General features: G+C 70.7%; 16 protein-coding genes and 1 pseudogene. 9 read left to right on the top strand and 8 right to left on the bottom strand.

Features of this window, described 5'->3' with window-relative positions; genetic code table 11:
* Positions 1-24: 24 nt before the first annotated feature.
* Positions 25-2,472: a M14 family metallopeptidase gene (locus tag AB0J93_RS15895; RefSeq protein ID WP_363922369.1), complete on the bottom strand. Its 2,448-nt coding sequence runs from the start codon at positions 2,470-2,472 to the stop codon at positions 25-27.
* A 328-nt stretch (positions 2,473-2,800) separates the two neighbouring features.
* Between AB0J93_RS15895 and AB0J93_RS15890 the strand changes: the two genes are divergently transcribed.
* From AB0J93_RS15890 to AB0J93_RS15880, 3 genes are all read left to right on the top strand, one after another.
* Positions 2,801-3,115: a hypothetical protein gene (locus tag AB0J93_RS15890; protein ID WP_363922367.1), complete on the top strand. Its 315-nt coding sequence runs from the start codon at positions 2,801-2,803 to the stop codon at positions 3,113-3,115.
* A gap of 41 nt (positions 3,116-3,156) precedes the next feature.
* Positions 3,157-3,636, top strand: coding sequence for a hypothetical protein (locus AB0J93_RS15885; RefSeq protein ID WP_363922365.1), 480 nt, complete (start codon positions 3,157-3,159; stop codon positions 3,634-3,636).
* A gap of 83 nt (positions 3,637-3,719) precedes the next feature.
* Positions 3,720-5,003 (top strand): MFS transporter, encoded by a 1,284-nt coding sequence (locus AB0J93_RS15880; RefSeq protein WP_363922363.1) that lies wholly within the window; start codon positions 3,720-3,722, stop codon positions 5,001-5,003.
* Here AB0J93_RS15880 and AB0J93_RS15875 read toward each other — a convergent pair.
* Together AB0J93_RS15875 and AB0J93_RS15870 are read right to left on the bottom strand one after the other, a co-directional pair.
* Positions 4,942-5,451, bottom strand: a complete 510-nt coding sequence (locus AB0J93_RS15875) for a hypothetical protein (protein ID WP_363922360.1) — start codon at positions 5,449-5,451, stop codon at positions 4,942-4,944. The two genes, AB0J93_RS15880 and AB0J93_RS15875, sit on opposite strands and share 62 nt — an antisense overlap.
* 105 nt (positions 5,452-5,556) lie before the next feature.
* Positions 5,557-5,724, bottom strand: a pseudogene (locus AB0J93_RS15870) (cell division protein DivIVA); the annotation flags it as partial.
* A 445-nt stretch (positions 5,725-6,169) separates the two neighbouring features.
* Here AB0J93_RS15870 and AB0J93_RS15865 point away from each other — a divergent pair.
* A complete protein-coding gene (locus AB0J93_RS15865; RefSeq protein ID WP_363922358.1) occupies positions 6,170-6,883 on the top strand; it encodes an alpha/beta hydrolase in 714 nt (237 codons plus the stop codon).
* Here the strand turns inward: AB0J93_RS15865 and AB0J93_RS15860 are convergent.
* The gene (locus tag AB0J93_RS15860; protein WP_363922356.1) at positions 6,869-7,804 is read right to left on the bottom strand and encodes an alpha/beta fold hydrolase; all 936 of its coding nucleotides are present in this window, start codon (positions 7,802-7,804) and stop codon (positions 6,869-6,871) included. The two genes, AB0J93_RS15865 and AB0J93_RS15860, sit on opposite strands and share 15 nt — an antisense overlap.
* Positions 7,805-7,863: 59 nt before the next feature.
* Between AB0J93_RS15860 and AB0J93_RS15855 the strand changes: the two genes are divergently transcribed.
* Complete coding sequence (locus AB0J93_RS15855; protein WP_363922354.1) at positions 7,864-8,424, top strand: helix-turn-helix domain-containing protein; 561 nt, start codon at positions 7,864-7,866, stop codon at positions 8,422-8,424.
* A 32-nt stretch (positions 8,425-8,456) separates the two neighbouring features.
* Here AB0J93_RS15855 and AB0J93_RS15850 read toward each other — a convergent pair whose 3' ends face one another.
* The 4 genes from AB0J93_RS15850 to AB0J93_RS15835 all read right to left on the bottom strand — a co-directional run bounded on the left by AB0J93_RS15850 (position 8,457) and on the right by AB0J93_RS15835 (position 12,078).
* Positions 8,457-9,323 (bottom strand): FAD-dependent oxidoreductase, encoded by an 867-nt coding sequence (locus tag AB0J93_RS15850; RefSeq protein WP_363922352.1) that lies wholly within the window; start codon positions 9,321-9,323, stop codon positions 8,457-8,459.
* A 62-nt stretch (positions 9,324-9,385) separates the two neighbouring features.
* The gene (locus AB0J93_RS15845) at positions 9,386-10,129 is read right to left on the bottom strand and encodes a 3-oxoacyl-ACP reductase family protein (protein ID WP_363922350.1); all 744 of its coding nucleotides are present in this window, start codon (positions 10,127-10,129) and stop codon (positions 9,386-9,388) included.
* A 144-nt stretch (positions 10,130-10,273) separates the two neighbouring features.
* The gene (locus tag AB0J93_RS15840) at positions 10,274-11,230 is read right to left on the bottom strand and encodes a diacylglycerol kinase family protein (protein WP_363922348.1); all 957 of its coding nucleotides are present in this window, start codon (positions 11,228-11,230) and stop codon (positions 10,274-10,276) included.
* 167 nt (positions 11,231-11,397) lie between these two features.
* Positions 11,398-12,078 (bottom strand): hypothetical protein, encoded by a 681-nt coding sequence (locus tag AB0J93_RS15835; RefSeq protein WP_363922346.1) that lies wholly within the window; start codon positions 12,076-12,078, stop codon positions 11,398-11,400.
* Positions 12,079-12,491: 413 nt separating this feature from the next.
* On the opposite strand from AB0J93_RS15835, the gene AB0J93_RS15830 reads away from it, so the two are divergent.
* The 4 genes from AB0J93_RS15830 (at position 12,492) to AB0J93_RS15815 (ending at position 15,291) form a co-directional block, all read left to right on the top strand.
* Complete coding sequence (locus AB0J93_RS15830) at positions 12,492-13,682, top strand: helix-turn-helix transcriptional regulator (RefSeq protein WP_363922344.1); 1,191 nt, start codon at positions 12,492-12,494, stop codon at positions 13,680-13,682.
* A gap of 215 nt (positions 13,683-13,897) precedes the next feature.
* Positions 13,898-14,065, top strand: a complete 168-nt coding sequence (locus AB0J93_RS15825; protein WP_363922342.1) for a hypothetical protein — start codon at positions 13,898-13,900, stop codon at positions 14,063-14,065.
* A complete protein-coding gene (locus AB0J93_RS15820) occupies positions 14,055-15,128 on the top strand; it encodes a helix-turn-helix domain-containing protein (RefSeq protein WP_363922340.1) in 1,074 nt (357 codons plus the stop codon). The genes AB0J93_RS15825 and AB0J93_RS15820 overlap by 11 nt, the downstream gene beginning before the upstream one ends.
* Entirely contained in the window at positions 15,094-15,291 is a 198-nt protein-coding gene (locus tag AB0J93_RS15815; protein WP_363922338.1) for a hypothetical protein, read from the top strand. Before AB0J93_RS15820 ends, AB0J93_RS15815 begins: the two co-directional genes overlap by 35 nt.
* Positions 15,292-15,296: the final 5 nt, after the last annotated feature.

Below are 15,296 nucleotides of genomic sequence, written 5' to 3'. Positions count from 1 at the left end.
GCGGTCGCGGCCCCCCGGACCGGGTCAGCGCTTCGGTGCCTTGACCTTCTGCTTGTTGTGGTTGTTGCCCCGGCCGTCGGGCTTGTAGTTCTTCTCCACGTTGCCGGCCGCGTCCACCGAGAACCAGTGCACTGTCGTGCCGGCGGGGATGGTCAGCGTCTCACCGCCCTCCCGGATGCCGGCCGAGCCGTAGAGCGTGGAGTCGTAGGTGGGTCGGCTCCGGTCGAGGGTGTAGAACACCGCCGCCGGTTCGCTTGTGGAGAAGGTCACGTCCACCATGCCAGGGGTGGCGCTCGCGCTCACCGACAGCGAGCTTCTCGGCCTCTTCCGGTCCGTGTCGAAGTCCCGCGCCACCCGCAGCATCTCGGTCAGGCCGTTGGAGAACTCCATCGTCTCGGCGTGCGCCTCGGCCCAGGCCGGTTGGAACGACGTGCCGACCTCGAAGTTCCAGGCGTAGATGCCGTACTTGTACCAGAGCATGTCTCCGGAGTTGCCGGCCGCCGAGTACAGCACGTCGGCGATCGGGCCGGTCCGGGCCGGGGTGACCGCCAGGTTGCGGTGCCGCTTGATGGCGGTCAGGATCCGCGACGACGCGCCCCAGAACAGCGACTCCTCGGCCAGCGTCGGTCGGGGTGCGGAAACCCGGCCGGGGACGGCGTACGAGCCGGGCGACCACATGAAGTAGTTGCCGGACGAGTGCAGGTTCATCGAGAACGTGATGTTCGGCCGGGCGGCCAGCCAGTCGACGTTGCGGTTCTCCGGCTCGGACAGCTCGCTCGGCCCGGCGTACGTGCCGCTGGTGCAACTTGTCGACGCGCCCGCGTAGCCGTCGAACAGGCTGTACTCGGTGTAGTTGCGGTTGTTGTCCACGCCCCACGAGTTGCGGCCGAGGAAGTCCGCCGACCCGTCCTGCGGGCAGTGGTTGGTCATGTTCTTGCGCTGGGAGTTGAAGTCGTAGAACGAGTAGTGCCCGCCGTCCGGGTTGACCGACGGAGCGATCCAGATGTCGAGGTTGTCGACCAGCTCGCGGGTCTTCCGGTCGTGCGCGTAGTTGCGCAGCAACCGCTCGGCGGTCTCGATGGTGACCAGCGGCGGCACCCACTCCCGGGCGTGTTCCTGGGCGTAGGCGAGCACCCCGAGCCGGGAGCCGTCGCGGTGCTTGCCGATCCGGATGGCGTACACCGGGTGCGGGTCGCGGGAGACCGAGGCCGGTGCGGCGAGGCCGTCGGAGAGCGCGGTCCGCGCGACCGGCGCGACCACGCCGGTGCCCGGGCTGCCCCGATAGGTGTACGCGGTCAGCAGCGTCCCCGCCTGCGCGTTGAGCGCGGCGACGACCTGCTCGGCGGTGCTGGTGACGGTGCCGCTGCCGTCGGTGGCGAGGTCGACGTGGACCTGGGTGCCGGTGACGGTCACCGTCAGGGGTGCGTCGGCGACGCCGGGATCGGCGAGTTCGACGGAGATGTCGTTGCCGCCCTGGTGGCCCCAGGCCAGCGAGTCGACCGCGACCCGGCTGGCGTTCGCGGTGCCGAGCACGGCCTGCGCCTTACGCCGGTAGCCGTTGGTCCGGTACGGCAGCTCGACGATCTCGGAAATCTTCGGGTACTGCGCGGACAGGGCCTTGATCCGGTCGTACAGCTCGGTGGGGGTCAGGTAGCTGGCCACGAAGTCCTTCATGTAGCCCGGCCCCTCGGGGGCCTTCGGCGGAATGGGCAGCCACTCGTTGACCTTGGCCACCGCCACGTCACCGCTCGGGCTGGTGATCCGCACGTACGCCGGACGGCTGGTCACCTGCGCTGCGCCCCGGTGGTAGAGGTAGACACCGGCGTCGACGAACCGGGAGATCGTCTGGGTGCCGCCGGAGCCGATCTCGGTGCCCGGCCCGCTGTCCCGCTCGACGGTCAACGGGCTGGCGTCGGTCTGACCCTGCGCCCACTTCGCCTCGACCGAGAGCACCTGCGTGTCGCCGGAGGTGTAGTAGTCCGCCCGGATGATTTTGACGTCGGAGACCGTGGACCGGGCCGAGAAGTCGGCTGCGGCCGCGTACTCCCGGTTCTCGGCCAGGTGGGCGGCGATGGTGGCCTCCCGCTCGGCCACCCGCTGCGCCGCGTCGTCCGGGGTATGCAGCACCTGGCCGAAGGTGAAGCCGGCCCGGGTCAGCGTGGCGACCTCGTTGCCGGTCACCACGGCGTGCACGACGATGCCGTCACCGGTGTGGGTGATGTGATGGTCGAGGTCGACGCCGGTGGCCACCAGGGCGTCCAGTTCGGCGCTGTCGGCCAGGATCACCTCGACCACGCTGGCCCGCTCGTCGGCGAGCCGGCCGAGGTCGGCGGGCGCGGTCACCGGCGCGGCGCCCTGCGGCACGATCGCCGCAGCGGGATTGACCAGCAACAACACGGCCGCGGAGGCGGCCAGGACGGTGGCGGCGGGCAGCTGGGGTCGCCAGCGCAAGCCCGTACGGACCTTGGACATGAGGCGGTCGCCCCTCTTCTCGGCGCGCGGCACGGAGGCAGCGGGTTCAGCGCGGATCCGCCGGGCCGCCCAGCCTGCGGGACGGCCACGGCGACGCGCTCGGCGGTCGACGCTGCCCGCATCGCCGATTACGCAGCGTCGCGCATCCGGGTCGTTGGAGTGATCGAGATGCCGACATCCTTCGCCCGCAGATAGGGATCTGTCAATCGTCCGCGGCCCCGCCCCCGGTGACCGCGCCCACCTCGCCCGACCGTGCCGGAAGTCGTGTTTGACCTGCGTGCAGACTGGAGATCAAGAGCGTGAGGCTCGACTACGAGGGGGATCACGCGTGTCCGAGAACGCCACCGACCGGCACCACCACACCACCGACCGTCCGGCCGGAGTCACCGACCCACTGCTGTGGCGGCTCGCCCTGGACGTCGCCGACGCGCACGCGCCGGGCGAGGACGGTGGCTGCACCCACCTGCTGTGCGCCGGTCAGAACTGGCCGTGCGAGCCGTGGCAGCAGGCCCAGCGGGCACTGAACCTCGCCCAGGGCGGTGCGGACGACGAGACCACGGCCCCTGCCTCCGCCCAGGAAGACAGCTGGACGGCCCCGACGACCTGGTCGACGGACCGCTCCCACCACCAGTCCGCCGCCTGACCGTGCCGGCCCGTCGAGGGCTGTCAATGTAACGTTGACGAGTGCCTGACCCGCTCGATCAACTCGCCGGCATCCCGGTCACCCGGGAGCGGCTTGACGACACCGAACTCGATCTCATCGACCGGGCCCGGCAGGATGGCGCGACCTGGAACCAGGTCGCCGAAGCCCTCGGACTGGGCAGTCGGCAGGCCGCCGAACAGCGCCGCCAGCGGCTGGCCGCCGCCCGTGCGGCTCGCCGGACCAACTCCGACAGACGCTGGCCAGCCGAGGTCGGGGCGTTACGCGCCCTGCTCGCCGAGCTGCGGCGCTGGACCGACGCCGACCGCCGCTGGGACGCTCGCTTCCCCCGGGCCGCGCTGACCCGCCGTACCATCGCCCTCGCCTTGGAGGCCGAGCCGGGCGCCCTGTTCGACCTGGCCGCGCGGATCCGCGCCGACCTGCCGGTAGCCGATCCCGGCCTGCCGGTCCCGGTACGCGACGTCGCCCGCAACCTCACCATCGCACTGTCAACCAGACGTTGACATAGACGTCCGCATATTGCCTCGATGCGACTCAACACCCGAGGCTGTGAGCCACCTTTACTGCTCAACACCCGAGGTGGCTCGTGCGTCGGAACGCGATCCTGTTCGTGGCGGTGTCCCTGCTGTCCGGTCTCGGCGGCAGCGCCATGGCCCTGGTCGCCGGGATCTGGATCCTCGACCTCACCAACTCTCCCGGCCTGGCCGCGCTCGCCGGCCTCTGCGGATACGCCCCCACCCTCGCCGGCCCGTGGCTCGGCGCCGTCGTCGACCGGTTGCCCCGCCGCCCGCTTGTCATCGCGGCCAACCTGACCGTCGCCGCCGTCCTGCCCAGCCTGCTGGCGGTCCGTGGCCCCGGCCAGGTGTGGCTGCTGTTCTGCGTGGCCACGGTCTACGGCATCGCGTACGTCCTGGTCGACGCGGGCGAGAGCGCCCTGCTGCCGGCCGCGCTGTCGGGTGTCCATCTCGGGCGGGTGAACGGGTGGCGCTCCAGTGCCCAGGAAGGCGTCAAGCTGGTGGCCCCGCTGGCCGGCGCCGGGCTGTACACCTGGCAGGGCGGCCAGTTGGTCGCGCTGCTCGCCGCCGTCCTACCGGCCCTCGCCGCAGCCGGCTACGCGGCGCTGCGCCTGACCCGCACACCGCCGCCGGTCGCGCCCCCGGACCGGGGGGTCCGAGTCGGGCTGACCGTCCTGTTCGGCGCGGTGGCGATCCGGCGGCCGGTGATGCTCGCCGCGGTCGCCATCGGCATGTCCGGTTTCACCACCGCCGCCGGCTACGCCGTCGTCACCGACACGCTCGGCCTGCCGGCGACGTTCCTGGGTGTACTACTCAGCGCCCAGGGTGCCGGCTCGGTCGCCGGTGGACTGGTGGTCGGCCGGATGATCGCCCGGCTCGGCCCGACGGCGGTGGCCCTGGCCGGGGCCGGGCTCTTCGCCATCAGCTGCCTGGGCAGATGCCTGCCGTGGTGGCCAGCGGTGGTCGCCGCGTCGGTGGTGACCGGTCTGGGGTTGCCGTGGGCGCTCGTCGCGGCCGTCACCGCCGTCCAGACACACAGCCCCGACGCACTGCTCGGCCGGATCGCCGCCACCGCCAACACGGTCATGTTCGGGCCGATCGCGGCGACGACTCCGCTCGGCTCCGCCGCCGTACAGCTCGGCGCCCGGCCACCGCTCGTTCTCGCTGCCGCCGTCTGTCTCACCGCCTGCGCGCTGACCTGGCGACGTCGGCGCGACCGGACACCGTCGCACCCCTCCCCCGTGTCAGCCGGTCGTCCCGGGCTGACGTCGCGAGCCGAAACGCGGGACGGCGTCAGTGCGAGAAGGGCTCCAGGCACCCGAATTCGGCAGCCGAGCCGCGGACCTCGACCATGACTCGTTCGGGCCGCACGTCCCCGATCACACAGCCCACGTCCGCGAAGCGCACCGCGTACACCGCACCCGGCGGGGGTGTGGTCTCCTGCCCGATCGGCGTTCGCATGGCGGTGACCTCGATCGCGTCTGCCGTGATGCCCAGGTCGAGCAGGACTCGCTGAGTGGACGCCGGCGCGAAGTCCCCGGCCGCGCGTAGTGCCTCAAGCTTGGGCCGGATCCGCGCGGCGAGCTTCTGCCCGGTGCGCTGGTCCGCGGCGGAGAGTTCGCGCCGTCGTTTCCAGCCGTTGTTGTCGGCATGGTTGGGGGGTGCGTCCGCCCGCGGAGCGGCCGGCTTCGCCAGCGCGGTGGGCGACGCCGACGTGCTCGTCGGTATCGCCTGCGCGTCGTCGCCCCCGGTGCCCGGGGCCGCGCAGCCGAGCAACAGCACGGCCAGCGAAGCAGCAGCCACCGACCAGCTGGTCTTCCCTGCCCGCATCATCGACCCCCGTCGTTTCGAATCCGAGGATCAGATTGTACGAGGCTCGGGCGGGTCCCGGCGGTCACCGCTGACTCTGGCCGCTTGTTCGTGGGCCTGGTTGAGGATCGCCTCGGCCTCCCGTCGGGCTGCGGTCACAATCGCCTCGCTCTCGCGCCGCGCCTCGGCGCGGTGGTCGTTGGCCTGCTCCTCGGCGAGTTTGAGGATCTGTTCCACCCGGGTGCCCAGGCCGCCGAGACCTGGCCGCGGACGGTTCCGCCGTCGTGGGGCAGCGACAGTTGTACCTGTACTCGTCGCGTTGCCTGGCGCTCCGGCGTCCTCGTCGCGGTCCACCGGGCCGTCCCCGACAAGATCGGATGCCCTCCTGCCCACCAGGAGAAGCGCGACACCGAGCCCGGCAATCGCGACGCCGGACCAGAGCGCGACCGCACCAAGGGACGGACCGATTGCCACGCCGACGCCGAGCCCGACGTGGACGGCGGCAGTCGTGACCGGCTTGCGCATCGGTTCTCCTCTGGATGGTCCGTCAGCATGCGGTTCCAGCATGACCAACACGTCAACCCGGCTCGTCCCCGACGGCCGCTCTGACGCAGGAGGGAGCTGGACCAGCCGAGGTCATAACCCATGAGGGGGCGATTGTCGATCGAGGCGGGGTGACGGTCGCTCGGCGCGGTCCGTGGATGATGGACGTGTGAAGCCCGCGGTTGTCCTCCTACACAGCCTGTTGCTGGGGCCCCTGACCTGGGCTCCGGTGGCGGCCAGGCTGACGGCACTGGGCGCGGCCACGGTGGTGCCCTCGTTGGTCCACGTGGCCGATGTCGACGACCCGCCGTTCTGGCCGAGGATCGGCACTACCGTCAGAGACATCGTCTCCCACCTACCGCAGGACCAGCCGATCGTGCTGGTTGCCCACAGCAACGCTGGCCTTCTGGTGCCAACTGTCGTACGGGCGGCCGGCCGTCCGGTCGTGGGATGCTTGTTCGTCGATGCCGGCCTGCCCTCGCGTTGCGGGCCGACGCCTGCCGCGTCACCCGAGCGGCTGGCCCACCTGCGGTCGATCGCAGCGGAGGGCCGGTTGCCGCAATGGACGACGTGGTGGGAAGAAGGCATCGTCGCGCCGCTGTTTCCCGATGCCGGGACCAGGGCACTTGTCTCGGCCGAGCAGCCCCGGCTTCCGGTGAGCTACTACGAGCAGCAACTCCCGGTGCCTCCGGGCTGGGATCACCGGCCCTGCGCGTACCTGCTGTTCGGGCCGCCGTACGGCCGTGAGGCGCAGGAGTCACGGACCCGGGGCTGGAGCGTCGCGGAGGTTCCCGGCGGACACCTCCACCAACTCGTCGACCCTGACGCGGTGGCCGCTCACATCGTCACCGTTACCGCAGGTTGGGAGTCACCAGCCGGATAAGCCAGGCGTGGGCGGATATCCGAGACGGGTCCGGGCCCACGCCAGAATGCGTTCGGTCACCCAGTCGTCCATCGGCCTGCTGACCTGCTCTCGGTACCGCCACAGTCCTGGCGGTCCGGGGTCGCGGCGTAGCAGGTGGGTGAGGTCGGTCGGCACTTCACCGTCGAACGGGCCGGTCACGAGGCGGCCGATGCGTGCGACGTCGGCCGGGTCGACCTGGACGTCCTTGTCGCCGGTGATCGCCAGCACCGGCCTGTCGATGGCGGCCAGGTCCGGGCCCGGGTCGTGGGCGAGGTACTCGCGTAGCCATTGGTCGGTGAGGCGCGAGCGGGGCATCCGGTCGTGTCGGTCGGCGGTGGACCGGCGGATCCGGTCGCGCTCGCGGGCCTGACGGCGCACCAGTACCGGGCCGAACGGCCGCAGTAGCCGTGGCAGCGTGGCCGCGATCCGGTCGCTCTGCCATGCCATTACCTGGTCGCCGGGCTGTGCGGCACCCGCGAGCAGCACATATCCGGCGGGCGGTGGAACGGTCCGTACGAGGGTGGCCGCCACCACCGCTCCGGTCGAGTGCCCGACCACGAAGACCCGCTCCCGGTCCACCGCGGGGTGGGCGCGCAGCGCGGCGAGGGCGGCTGCGGCGTCGCGGCACTCGTCGTGGAAGCCGGTGCTCAGATAGTCACCCTGTGAGGTACCCACGCCCCGCTTGTCGTAGCGCAGCACGACGCAGCCGTCGTGGGCCAGTGCCACCGCGAGTGCCCGGCCCAGCCCCAGCGCCATCCCGGGCATGGCGGAGTCGCGGTCGAGTGGCCCGGAGCCGTTGATGAGCAGCGCGCAGGGGTGCCGGCCGTCCACGTTGGGCCGGGTGAGCGTGCCGGCCAGCACCGCTCCCACAGCTCTGATCTCGACAGTGTGCTCCCGCACCGGATCCACCTTCATTCTCACTTCTGAGAATCAGAGGGCTCAAGTTAACATTCTCGATTGTGGGAATCAATGCCGAGCCGGCGAGATCCAGCGCCGGAATCGTGGAGACCGTGCTGCATCCGGGCCGGTTGCGCATCGTGCACGCGCTGATGCACCGCGAGCTGACCGCGCGCCAGCTCAGCGCCGAACTCAGCGACATCCCTCAGGCATCGCTCTACCGACACGTCGGACGCCTGGTCGACGCGGGGGTGCTACGGGTGACCCACGAGGAGCGGGTACGTGGCGGCACGCAGCGTACGTACACGGTGGTGGAGTCCGCGGTCACCCTCGGCCCCCACGACTTCGACGCCGCCACACCAAGCGACCACCAGCGCTACTTCGCCGCGTTCGTCGGCGCGCTGGTCGCCGGGTTCGAGCAGTACCTGCGGGCGACCGACGCCGCCCCCACCCGCGACGGCGTGGTGTACCAGCAGATTCCGCTCTGGACCACTCCTGCCGAATCGCGCCAGCTCGCCGCCGCGATCACCGATCTCGTACGACCCCTGCGGACCCGGTCCGAGGGTCAGCGACGGCGCCGGACGACGTTCGCCATGGTGCTGCACCCCGACCCAGCCACGTAGCGGGCTTCGCCGACCAGCGCTCCGGTCGATGGCTACCCGACCGTTGCGGTCAACCCCTCGCCGCCGTGGCCGTCCGCGATGAGCGCTTCGACCCGCGCCGCCACCTCTGCCAATCCGCCATCGCCGAGACGTCGGTCGGCCCGCAGCGCGATGAGATGACGGACGACCGTCAAATGTTCAGTGAGGTCTGCCGGACCTGGCGGGTAGGTGGCCCGCTGCATCTCCGAGACGGTGGCGGGAACCGCCGCCACGACGTGGCCGAGTTGAGTACTCGCCGTACGGGAGAACTCGACCACGTCGACACCAGCCGCGCGTGCCGTTTCCAGGGCTCGTAGCAGGCCGAGTTGGGCGTCGTACCAGACGCCGAACAGGGCGAGGTCCCACACCGCAGCAGCTTCCGGCGCTTCACCGACAAGGCGTGGCGTGCTCAGCAGACCGAGGATCGTCCGGTGCTGCTCGAAGGCGTACGAAGATCCGCTGTACAGGATGGTCGCGGTATCCGTGCCGATCATCTCGGGCGAGGCTTGGATCCCCGCGTCGAGGTAATGTGCGCCTGCGCTGGTGACCCGCCGGGCCGCTACCCGCGCCTCACTGGCGGTCCCCGTGTACATCCCGACAACCGTACGCCCGGACAGGTCCATGTCGATCTGGGCAAGGCACTGCTCAACCGCTGCGAAGTCCTTGAGGGTCAGGAACACGAGGGAACTTGCTGCCACTGCCTCCCGAATGGACCGCGCTGGTAGTGCCCCGGCGGCCACCAGGTCGGTTGCCCGACTTTCGGTACGGTTCCACACCGTGACATCGTGCCCGCTTCGCAGTAGGCGATATGCCACCGCGCTACCGATCGCTCCGGTGCCGATGACCGCGACCCTGGCTGCCGAATTCTCGATTCCACTCATGGCGCGATCCTCGGACCTCAACCTAGCTTGAGGTCAAGCGGACGACGGTGGTGAGCCGGGGATCAGATGGTGAAGCCGCCGTCGACGTTGATCGTCGCCCCGGTGATGTAGCGCCCGTCCGTGCTGGCGAGGAACGCCACCGTGGCAGCCACGTCAGCGGGGTCCGCGTAGTGGCCGAGGGCGGTGAAGCCGTTGATCGTCTCGGCGTTGGGGCCGTCGGCCGGGTTCAATTCGGTGTCCGTGGCCCCTGGGTTCACCAGATTGACGGTGATCGCCCGGCCACCGAGTTCGCGTCCAAGTGCCTTGGTCAGTCCGATCAGGGCGGTCTTGCTCATCGCGTACAACGAGAAGCCCGGAAAGACTGCCCGCTCGGCCACGTTGCTACCGATGTTGATGATCCGCCCACCGGCCGACATGTGGCGCACCGCAGCCTGGGAGGCGACGAACGGCGCCCGGACGTTGACCGCGACGGTCTGTTCGAACTCGTCCATGCTCAGGTGCTCCAGCGGGCCGAGCAGGAACGCGCCGGCGTTGTTGACCAGGATGTCCAACCGACCCCATTCGTCGGCTACCCGGTCCACCGCGCCGACCACGGCCGCCGGGTCGGCGCTGTCCGCCCGCACGGCGACAGCCCGCCGTCCCGCGGTCTTGATCTGATCGACCATGTCGTCGGCGCGTTGCTGATTCCGCTGAAACGTCAGCGCCACGTCGGCGCCCTCCTCGGCCAGGCGCAACGCCACCGCCGCGCCGATTCCACGACTACCGCCGGTGACCAGAGCCACCTTGCCGTCAAGTGCGTCGTTCATGACGCAAAGCCTGGTCGACCGAGGGTCAACTGTCCGGCGGAGATCGGACGCCGCGTTCGCAGCCGATGCCAGCGGCCCACCGGTCCGCTGGCGACCGGTCATCCGTAGTGGTGGCGGTAGCCGCCGCCTCCAGCGTCACGCCTCTCACCGCGATGCGGACGCTTCCTCGGCGTACCGGTCGGGGCAGCAGACGGTCAGGGCGGCGGGCACGGCCCGTACCTTCAGCTTCCGTGCCGAGCTGCGGGCACCGCCGTCCAACTCGTACGTCTTCGGCTCGGCGAAGCGGACCTTGACCTTGCGCCCCCGGGTGATCCGCACGAACTTCGAGTCCTCGGAACGGCCGGTGGCCATCTTGCCGAGGGTGCGCGCCCAGTCGACGGCGCCGCTGGCGGTGGAGACCCCGATCTCCAGCGCGCCGCTGTCGGGGCGGGCGTCGTCGAAGGCCGGAATCCCGCCGGTGATGGTGCCGACGTTGCCGAACAGCACGCAACTTGCCTCACCGTCGAACCAGAGGGCACCGTCGACGGTGATCCGGGTCCGGGTCAGCTCGCCGCGCACGTGGCGCAGCCCGGTCCACACGTAGGCGAGCCGGCCGAGGCGTCCCTTCATCTCCCGGTCCGCCTCGCGGATGAGGTCACCATCGAAGCCGGCACCGGCCATCACCGCGAAGTGCTCGCCGTTGAGCTTGCCCAGGTCGAGGCGGCGACGCTGCCCGTGCAGACCGATCCGCACCGCCTCCCGCAGGTCCTCGGGAATGCCCAGGTTGGTGGCGAAAAGGTTGGCGGTGCCCGCCGGCAGGATCGCCATCGGGACCCGGGATCCGGCGAGGGTGTCGGAGCAGCGCTGGACCATCCCGTCGCCGCCCCAGACGAAGACCAGCTCGGCACCCTTGTCGAGCGCCTTGCGGACCTTCTTCGGCGCCTTGCGACTCTTGGGCACCTCGTACCAGAGCAGGTGCTCGACGCCCGCGCCGACGAGGGCGGCCCGCAGCTCGTCCAGGCCCCCACCGAGGGTCTTCTTCCGGTGGGCCACGACCGCGACGGTGCCCACCGCCACGACGGGGGCCGGCCGGTCCGGATCCACAAGCACACTCGCACTCATGCCGGCCAGTGGTACCCGTCGGCCCGCGATTTCACGCCTAGTGGATGTGGTCCGGAGAGGGTCGGGCGTAGAGTCACATTCACCGGCCGACCGACCCGACGAGACTGAGGACAGGCAGTGGTGTGCTGGTGTGAACCGCGCGCCGCCGAATGGCCGAGGTGCCGCCGTCAGCGGTCGGCGCGTGAGGTCTCGCCGTTTGCGTGTTCGGTGAGGAACGCTCTCGCCCGGCGCGCGCTTTGAAGGGACCGAAGGGCCCCGACAGTGAGCGCCCCGACGAAGAGCGCGGCGATGAGGACGAAGCCCGGTGCCCACCGGATGAACATCTGCCCGACCTGAAGCAGCGCCACGCCGCAGAGCGGCGGCATGAACTTCGGCTGGTCGATCAGATGTTTCGCAACCAAGGGCAGCAACTGCCGATCCTCGTCCCGGCGTGCGGCGGTGCCGCGTACCTGCCGGACCAGGTGCCGGCCACGAGACCAACTCGTTGCCCATAGCCGGGTGCGGGCGTGGCGTTTGTAGTAACCGTTGCGCACGAGCCACCAGAAGCCGCCCCCCAAGCAGGCCAGGCCGGCGAGGTAGAAGACGACGCCGACGGGCCATGCCCAGTCCGGCCCGTCACCGCGCCAGAATCGCGAGTCTTCGGCCAATACACCGGACGCGGCAAGCGCGACGGTCAGGAACACGACGACGACCGTCCCCACGACCACCAGCGCTACCACCAGCAGCAGAAACCGGCCCCACCCTCGCCGCGCCCACTGATCCAGCTGATCTAGCAACGTGCCGCCATTCATGTCCGCGCCCCGTCTACTCCCGACGCCCACCACGTTCGCCAGCACCCCGACGCTCACTCTGGGGCAGAACCTCGCATCCGGAAACGCGAGAGCGTGTCATACGTCGAGGGCGACTCAGATTAGAACAGTGGCAGGCACTCAGGTGAGCGGCCACCGTGAATCAGAATCGGCCGGTGGTGGTATCTGGCGGCTTCGTTTAGTTGGTTCGGCTCGGTCGGCGGCTGCGGACGCAGTGGCTCCCTTCCTCCGCTCAGGCTGGGTTACCTAGAGCCGGGTTGCCACCCGGATCGAGGAGATCCGTGCACGGCCGGGGAGGTGGCCTGTGCAGGGTGTGTGGGCCCTGCCGAGCTGAACCGTTTGTGCGAAACGGCCAGTTCGGGAATGGGTCTCGACGGTACCGAAGCGGGTACCGTCCAACTTGTGGCTTGTGGCGTTGACCGAGCAGGCTACTCGGGAGGTAGGCGGTAAGCATGGTGAAAAGTGCCGACACCGTGGGTGCGAGGATCCGCTACTGGCGGATGCGTCGGGGCGGTATGTCCCAGGCCGTCCTCGCCGGGCTCGCCGGAGTCAGCCAGTCGTACGTCTCACAGATCGAGTCGGGGCGGAAGACCATCGACCGGCGCTCCACCCTCGTTGCTTTCGCTGCCGCTCTCCAGGTCACCGTGGCCGACCTGCTCGGCCAGGGCACCGAGACCGGCGACCCCGCCCGGGAGAGGGCGGCGGAGTGCGTGCCGGCGATCTGGTCGGCGCTGATCGAGATCGAGGACGGCGAGCGGCGGCCCTCGACTCGTGCCCGCGAACAGCTGGCCGGCGACATCGAACGAAGCGACCGGCTCCGCATGACCTGCAACTACCCGGCCATGGCCCGGATGCTTCCCAACCTGCTGGTGGAGGCCGCCGCCGTGGGCGGTCCGACACTGGCACAGGCTGCCTACCAGGCGTCGACATGTCTTCGGCATCTCGGATACCGGCACCTGGCGCTCAATGCAGCCCGGGTTGCGGTGTCGGCGGCCGGGAGCGTCGAGGATCCTGCCTGGATAGCGGCGGCGCGTTTCGCCTACGTGCAGAGCCTGCCGATCGAGTCGGCGGCACTCGCGGCCAAGGCCGCCGACCGCTCACTTGCCGAGTTGCAGGCCGACGCCGGCGATGTGCGGGTGCGTCAGATGCTCGGCCAACTGCACCTCTCGGCTGCGTTGACCTCGACCGTGGACGGTCGCCTGGACGTTGCTCGCGACCATCTTGCCGAGGCGAACCGGGAGGCGGCCAGTCTCGGCGATCCTGTCGACGGGGGTGGCTTCAATGGCTGCGGCTTCGGGCCGACCAACGTCGGGCTGTGGCAGATGTCCATTGCGGCGGAGCAGGGCGAGATGGGCCGGGTGATCGAGCTGTCCCGCACGGTCCGACCGCAGGTGCTCGCGGCGACGATCCGGCAGTTGTCCTACTGGCTCGACCTCGGCCGCGCTCTGGCGGATACCGGCCGTCGAGACGCGGAAGCGCTGGGTGCATTCGTGCAGGCCGAGCGAGCCGCACCCGTCCCGTTCGCGCTGAATCCCCTCGCTCGCGACGCGGTGGTGTCCCTCGCCCAGCGGGCCAGGCGTCGGGCCGTCCCAGATGATCTTCGGCTGCTCGCGGGTCGAATGGGCATCAGGCTCGCCACATAACTGCGAGTAATTACGCAGTCACCAACTCGCCCTACTGTCCGGTTCGGAGAGGGCAGCCGTCCTCTTCGGCCAGAGAGACAAACCCTTCTCACCCTCCTCACGCGGTCCGACGGACCGCACGGTCGGAGGCGCTGCGCGCCAGGCCGTCCGGGCGAAGGGTTCAGTGGTCAGCCCCTCTTGACCGAGGTCTCGCGGCAGAGATCGGTGGAGGTGGAATGAACGCGCAGGACGACGGCACGGCGGGGAGCCGGGGCGAGCAGATCGGGACCGCTGAGCGGGACGCCGCGCGGCGGCGGCTGCTGGAGCAGGCCGAGGCGGAGCGAATTCCCGTGGAAGACATCACGCGGGCGGTGCCGGATCGGCGGTGGCGGCGTGACCGGTAGGGGCGAGGTGCCGATCGGGCGGCGGGTGGCGCAGTGGCGGGCCCGGCGGCGGATGACCCAGCAGGCGCTCGCCGACCGGTTGGGCAAGTCGAAGAGCTGGGTGGACAAGGTGGAACGGGGTGCCCGCGCCCTGGACAAGTTCTCGCTGATCCGGCAGATCGCCGACGTGCTGCGGGTCGAGCCGGCGGTGTTGCTCGGCGAACGGCCGGCGATGTTGGTCGGCGCAGTGCCGGTGGACGGGCTCGACGGGGTGCGGACCGCGCTGGCCCGCTACGGAGGGTTTCCCCAGGTGGGGTGCCAGGTGCCGGCGGTCGAGGTGCGCCGGCAGGTCGGGCACGCCTGGCTGAGCTATCAGCATGCGCGGTATCCGCAGGTGGTCCGGCTACTGCCGGGGCTGCTGGACGCCGCCCGGGGCATCCCTCGCGACGACGCCGAACTGCTGGTGCAGGTGTACCGGATCGCCTCGTCGGTGCTGGTGAAGCTGGGCGAACCGGATCTCGCCTGGCTGGCCGCCGACCGGGCGGCGACGGTGGCGGGTGGTGACGCGCTCCTGGCCGGCACGGCGGCCGTCGCGGTCGGGCAGGCGTTGCGCGCCGCGGGTCGGGAACGGCTCGCGTTGACTGCGACCTTCGACGCCGCCGTACGGCTGGTGCCGGCGCTGGCCGGGACGGCGGGAGACGCGCCGGAGCCGACACCGGGTGCATCTGCGGTGGGTGGGACGCTGCTGCTCCAGGCCGCCTTCGCCGCCGCCACCTGCGGCGAGGTCCGCCAGGCCGGGCAGTTGCTCGACCGGGCCGCCGGCCTCGCAGCCGGCGCTCGCGATCGTGCCGGCGTCGGCCAGAACGGCGAGCAGAATCCCCGGGGAGGACTGGCAGCGCACGTGTTTCGGGCCGGTCGTCGTGGAGTTGGCGCGGGTGCTCGTGACGGTCGAACGGGGCGACGCGGCCGAGGCGGTGTGCCGGCACGAGATGGTGATCCGGCGCGACGGGTGGCGACGGCTGCCGGCCGAGTACCGGGGCGCCTACCTGGTGGACGCCGCACGGGCGTACCTGCTCGCCGGTGACCTGCTCGGTGCCGGCCGGATGCTGGTCGCCGCCGACGCGGTGGCACCGGCCGAGGTCCGGTCGCGGTCGTCGGCACGTACGCTGCTGGCCGAGATCGCCCGCGGTCGACCCGCACCGGCCGGCGTGGCGCGGCTGACCACCCTCGCCGGCCTCACCCGCTGACCTGC

Source organism: Micromonospora sp. NPDC049374 (assembly GCF_040677165.1).
Lineage (GTDB): Bacteria > Actinomycetota > Actinomycetes > Mycobacteriales > Micromonosporaceae > Micromonospora.
Note: the sequence above shows the minus strand (reverse complement) of the source record. Positions and strands in the feature narration are given on the sequence as shown.

Coding starts and splice junctions, on each gene's coding strand:
- AB0J93_RS15895 (WP_363922369.1), bottom strand. CDS start 2,472: ATGTCCAAGGTCCGTACGGGCTTGCGCTGGCGACCCCAGCTGCCCGCC.
- AB0J93_RS15850 (WP_363922352.1), bottom strand. CDS start 9,323: ATGAGTGGAATCGAGAATTCGGCAGCCAGGGTCGCGGTCATCGGCACC.
- AB0J93_RS15845 (WP_363922350.1), bottom strand. CDS start 10,129: ATGAACGACGCACTTGACGGCAAGGTGGCTCTGGTCACCGGCGGTAGT.
- AB0J93_RS15840 (WP_363922348.1), bottom strand. CDS start 11,230: ATGAGTGCGAGTGTGCTTGTGGATCCGGACCGGCCGGCCCCCGTCGTG.
- AB0J93_RS15830 (WP_363922344.1), top strand. CDS start 12,492: ATGGTGAAAAGTGCCGACACCGTGGGTGCGAGGATCCGCTACTGGCGG.
- AB0J93_RS15825 (WP_363922342.1), top strand. CDS start 13,898: ATGAACGCGCAGGACGACGGCACGGCGGGGAGCCGGGGCGAGCAGATC.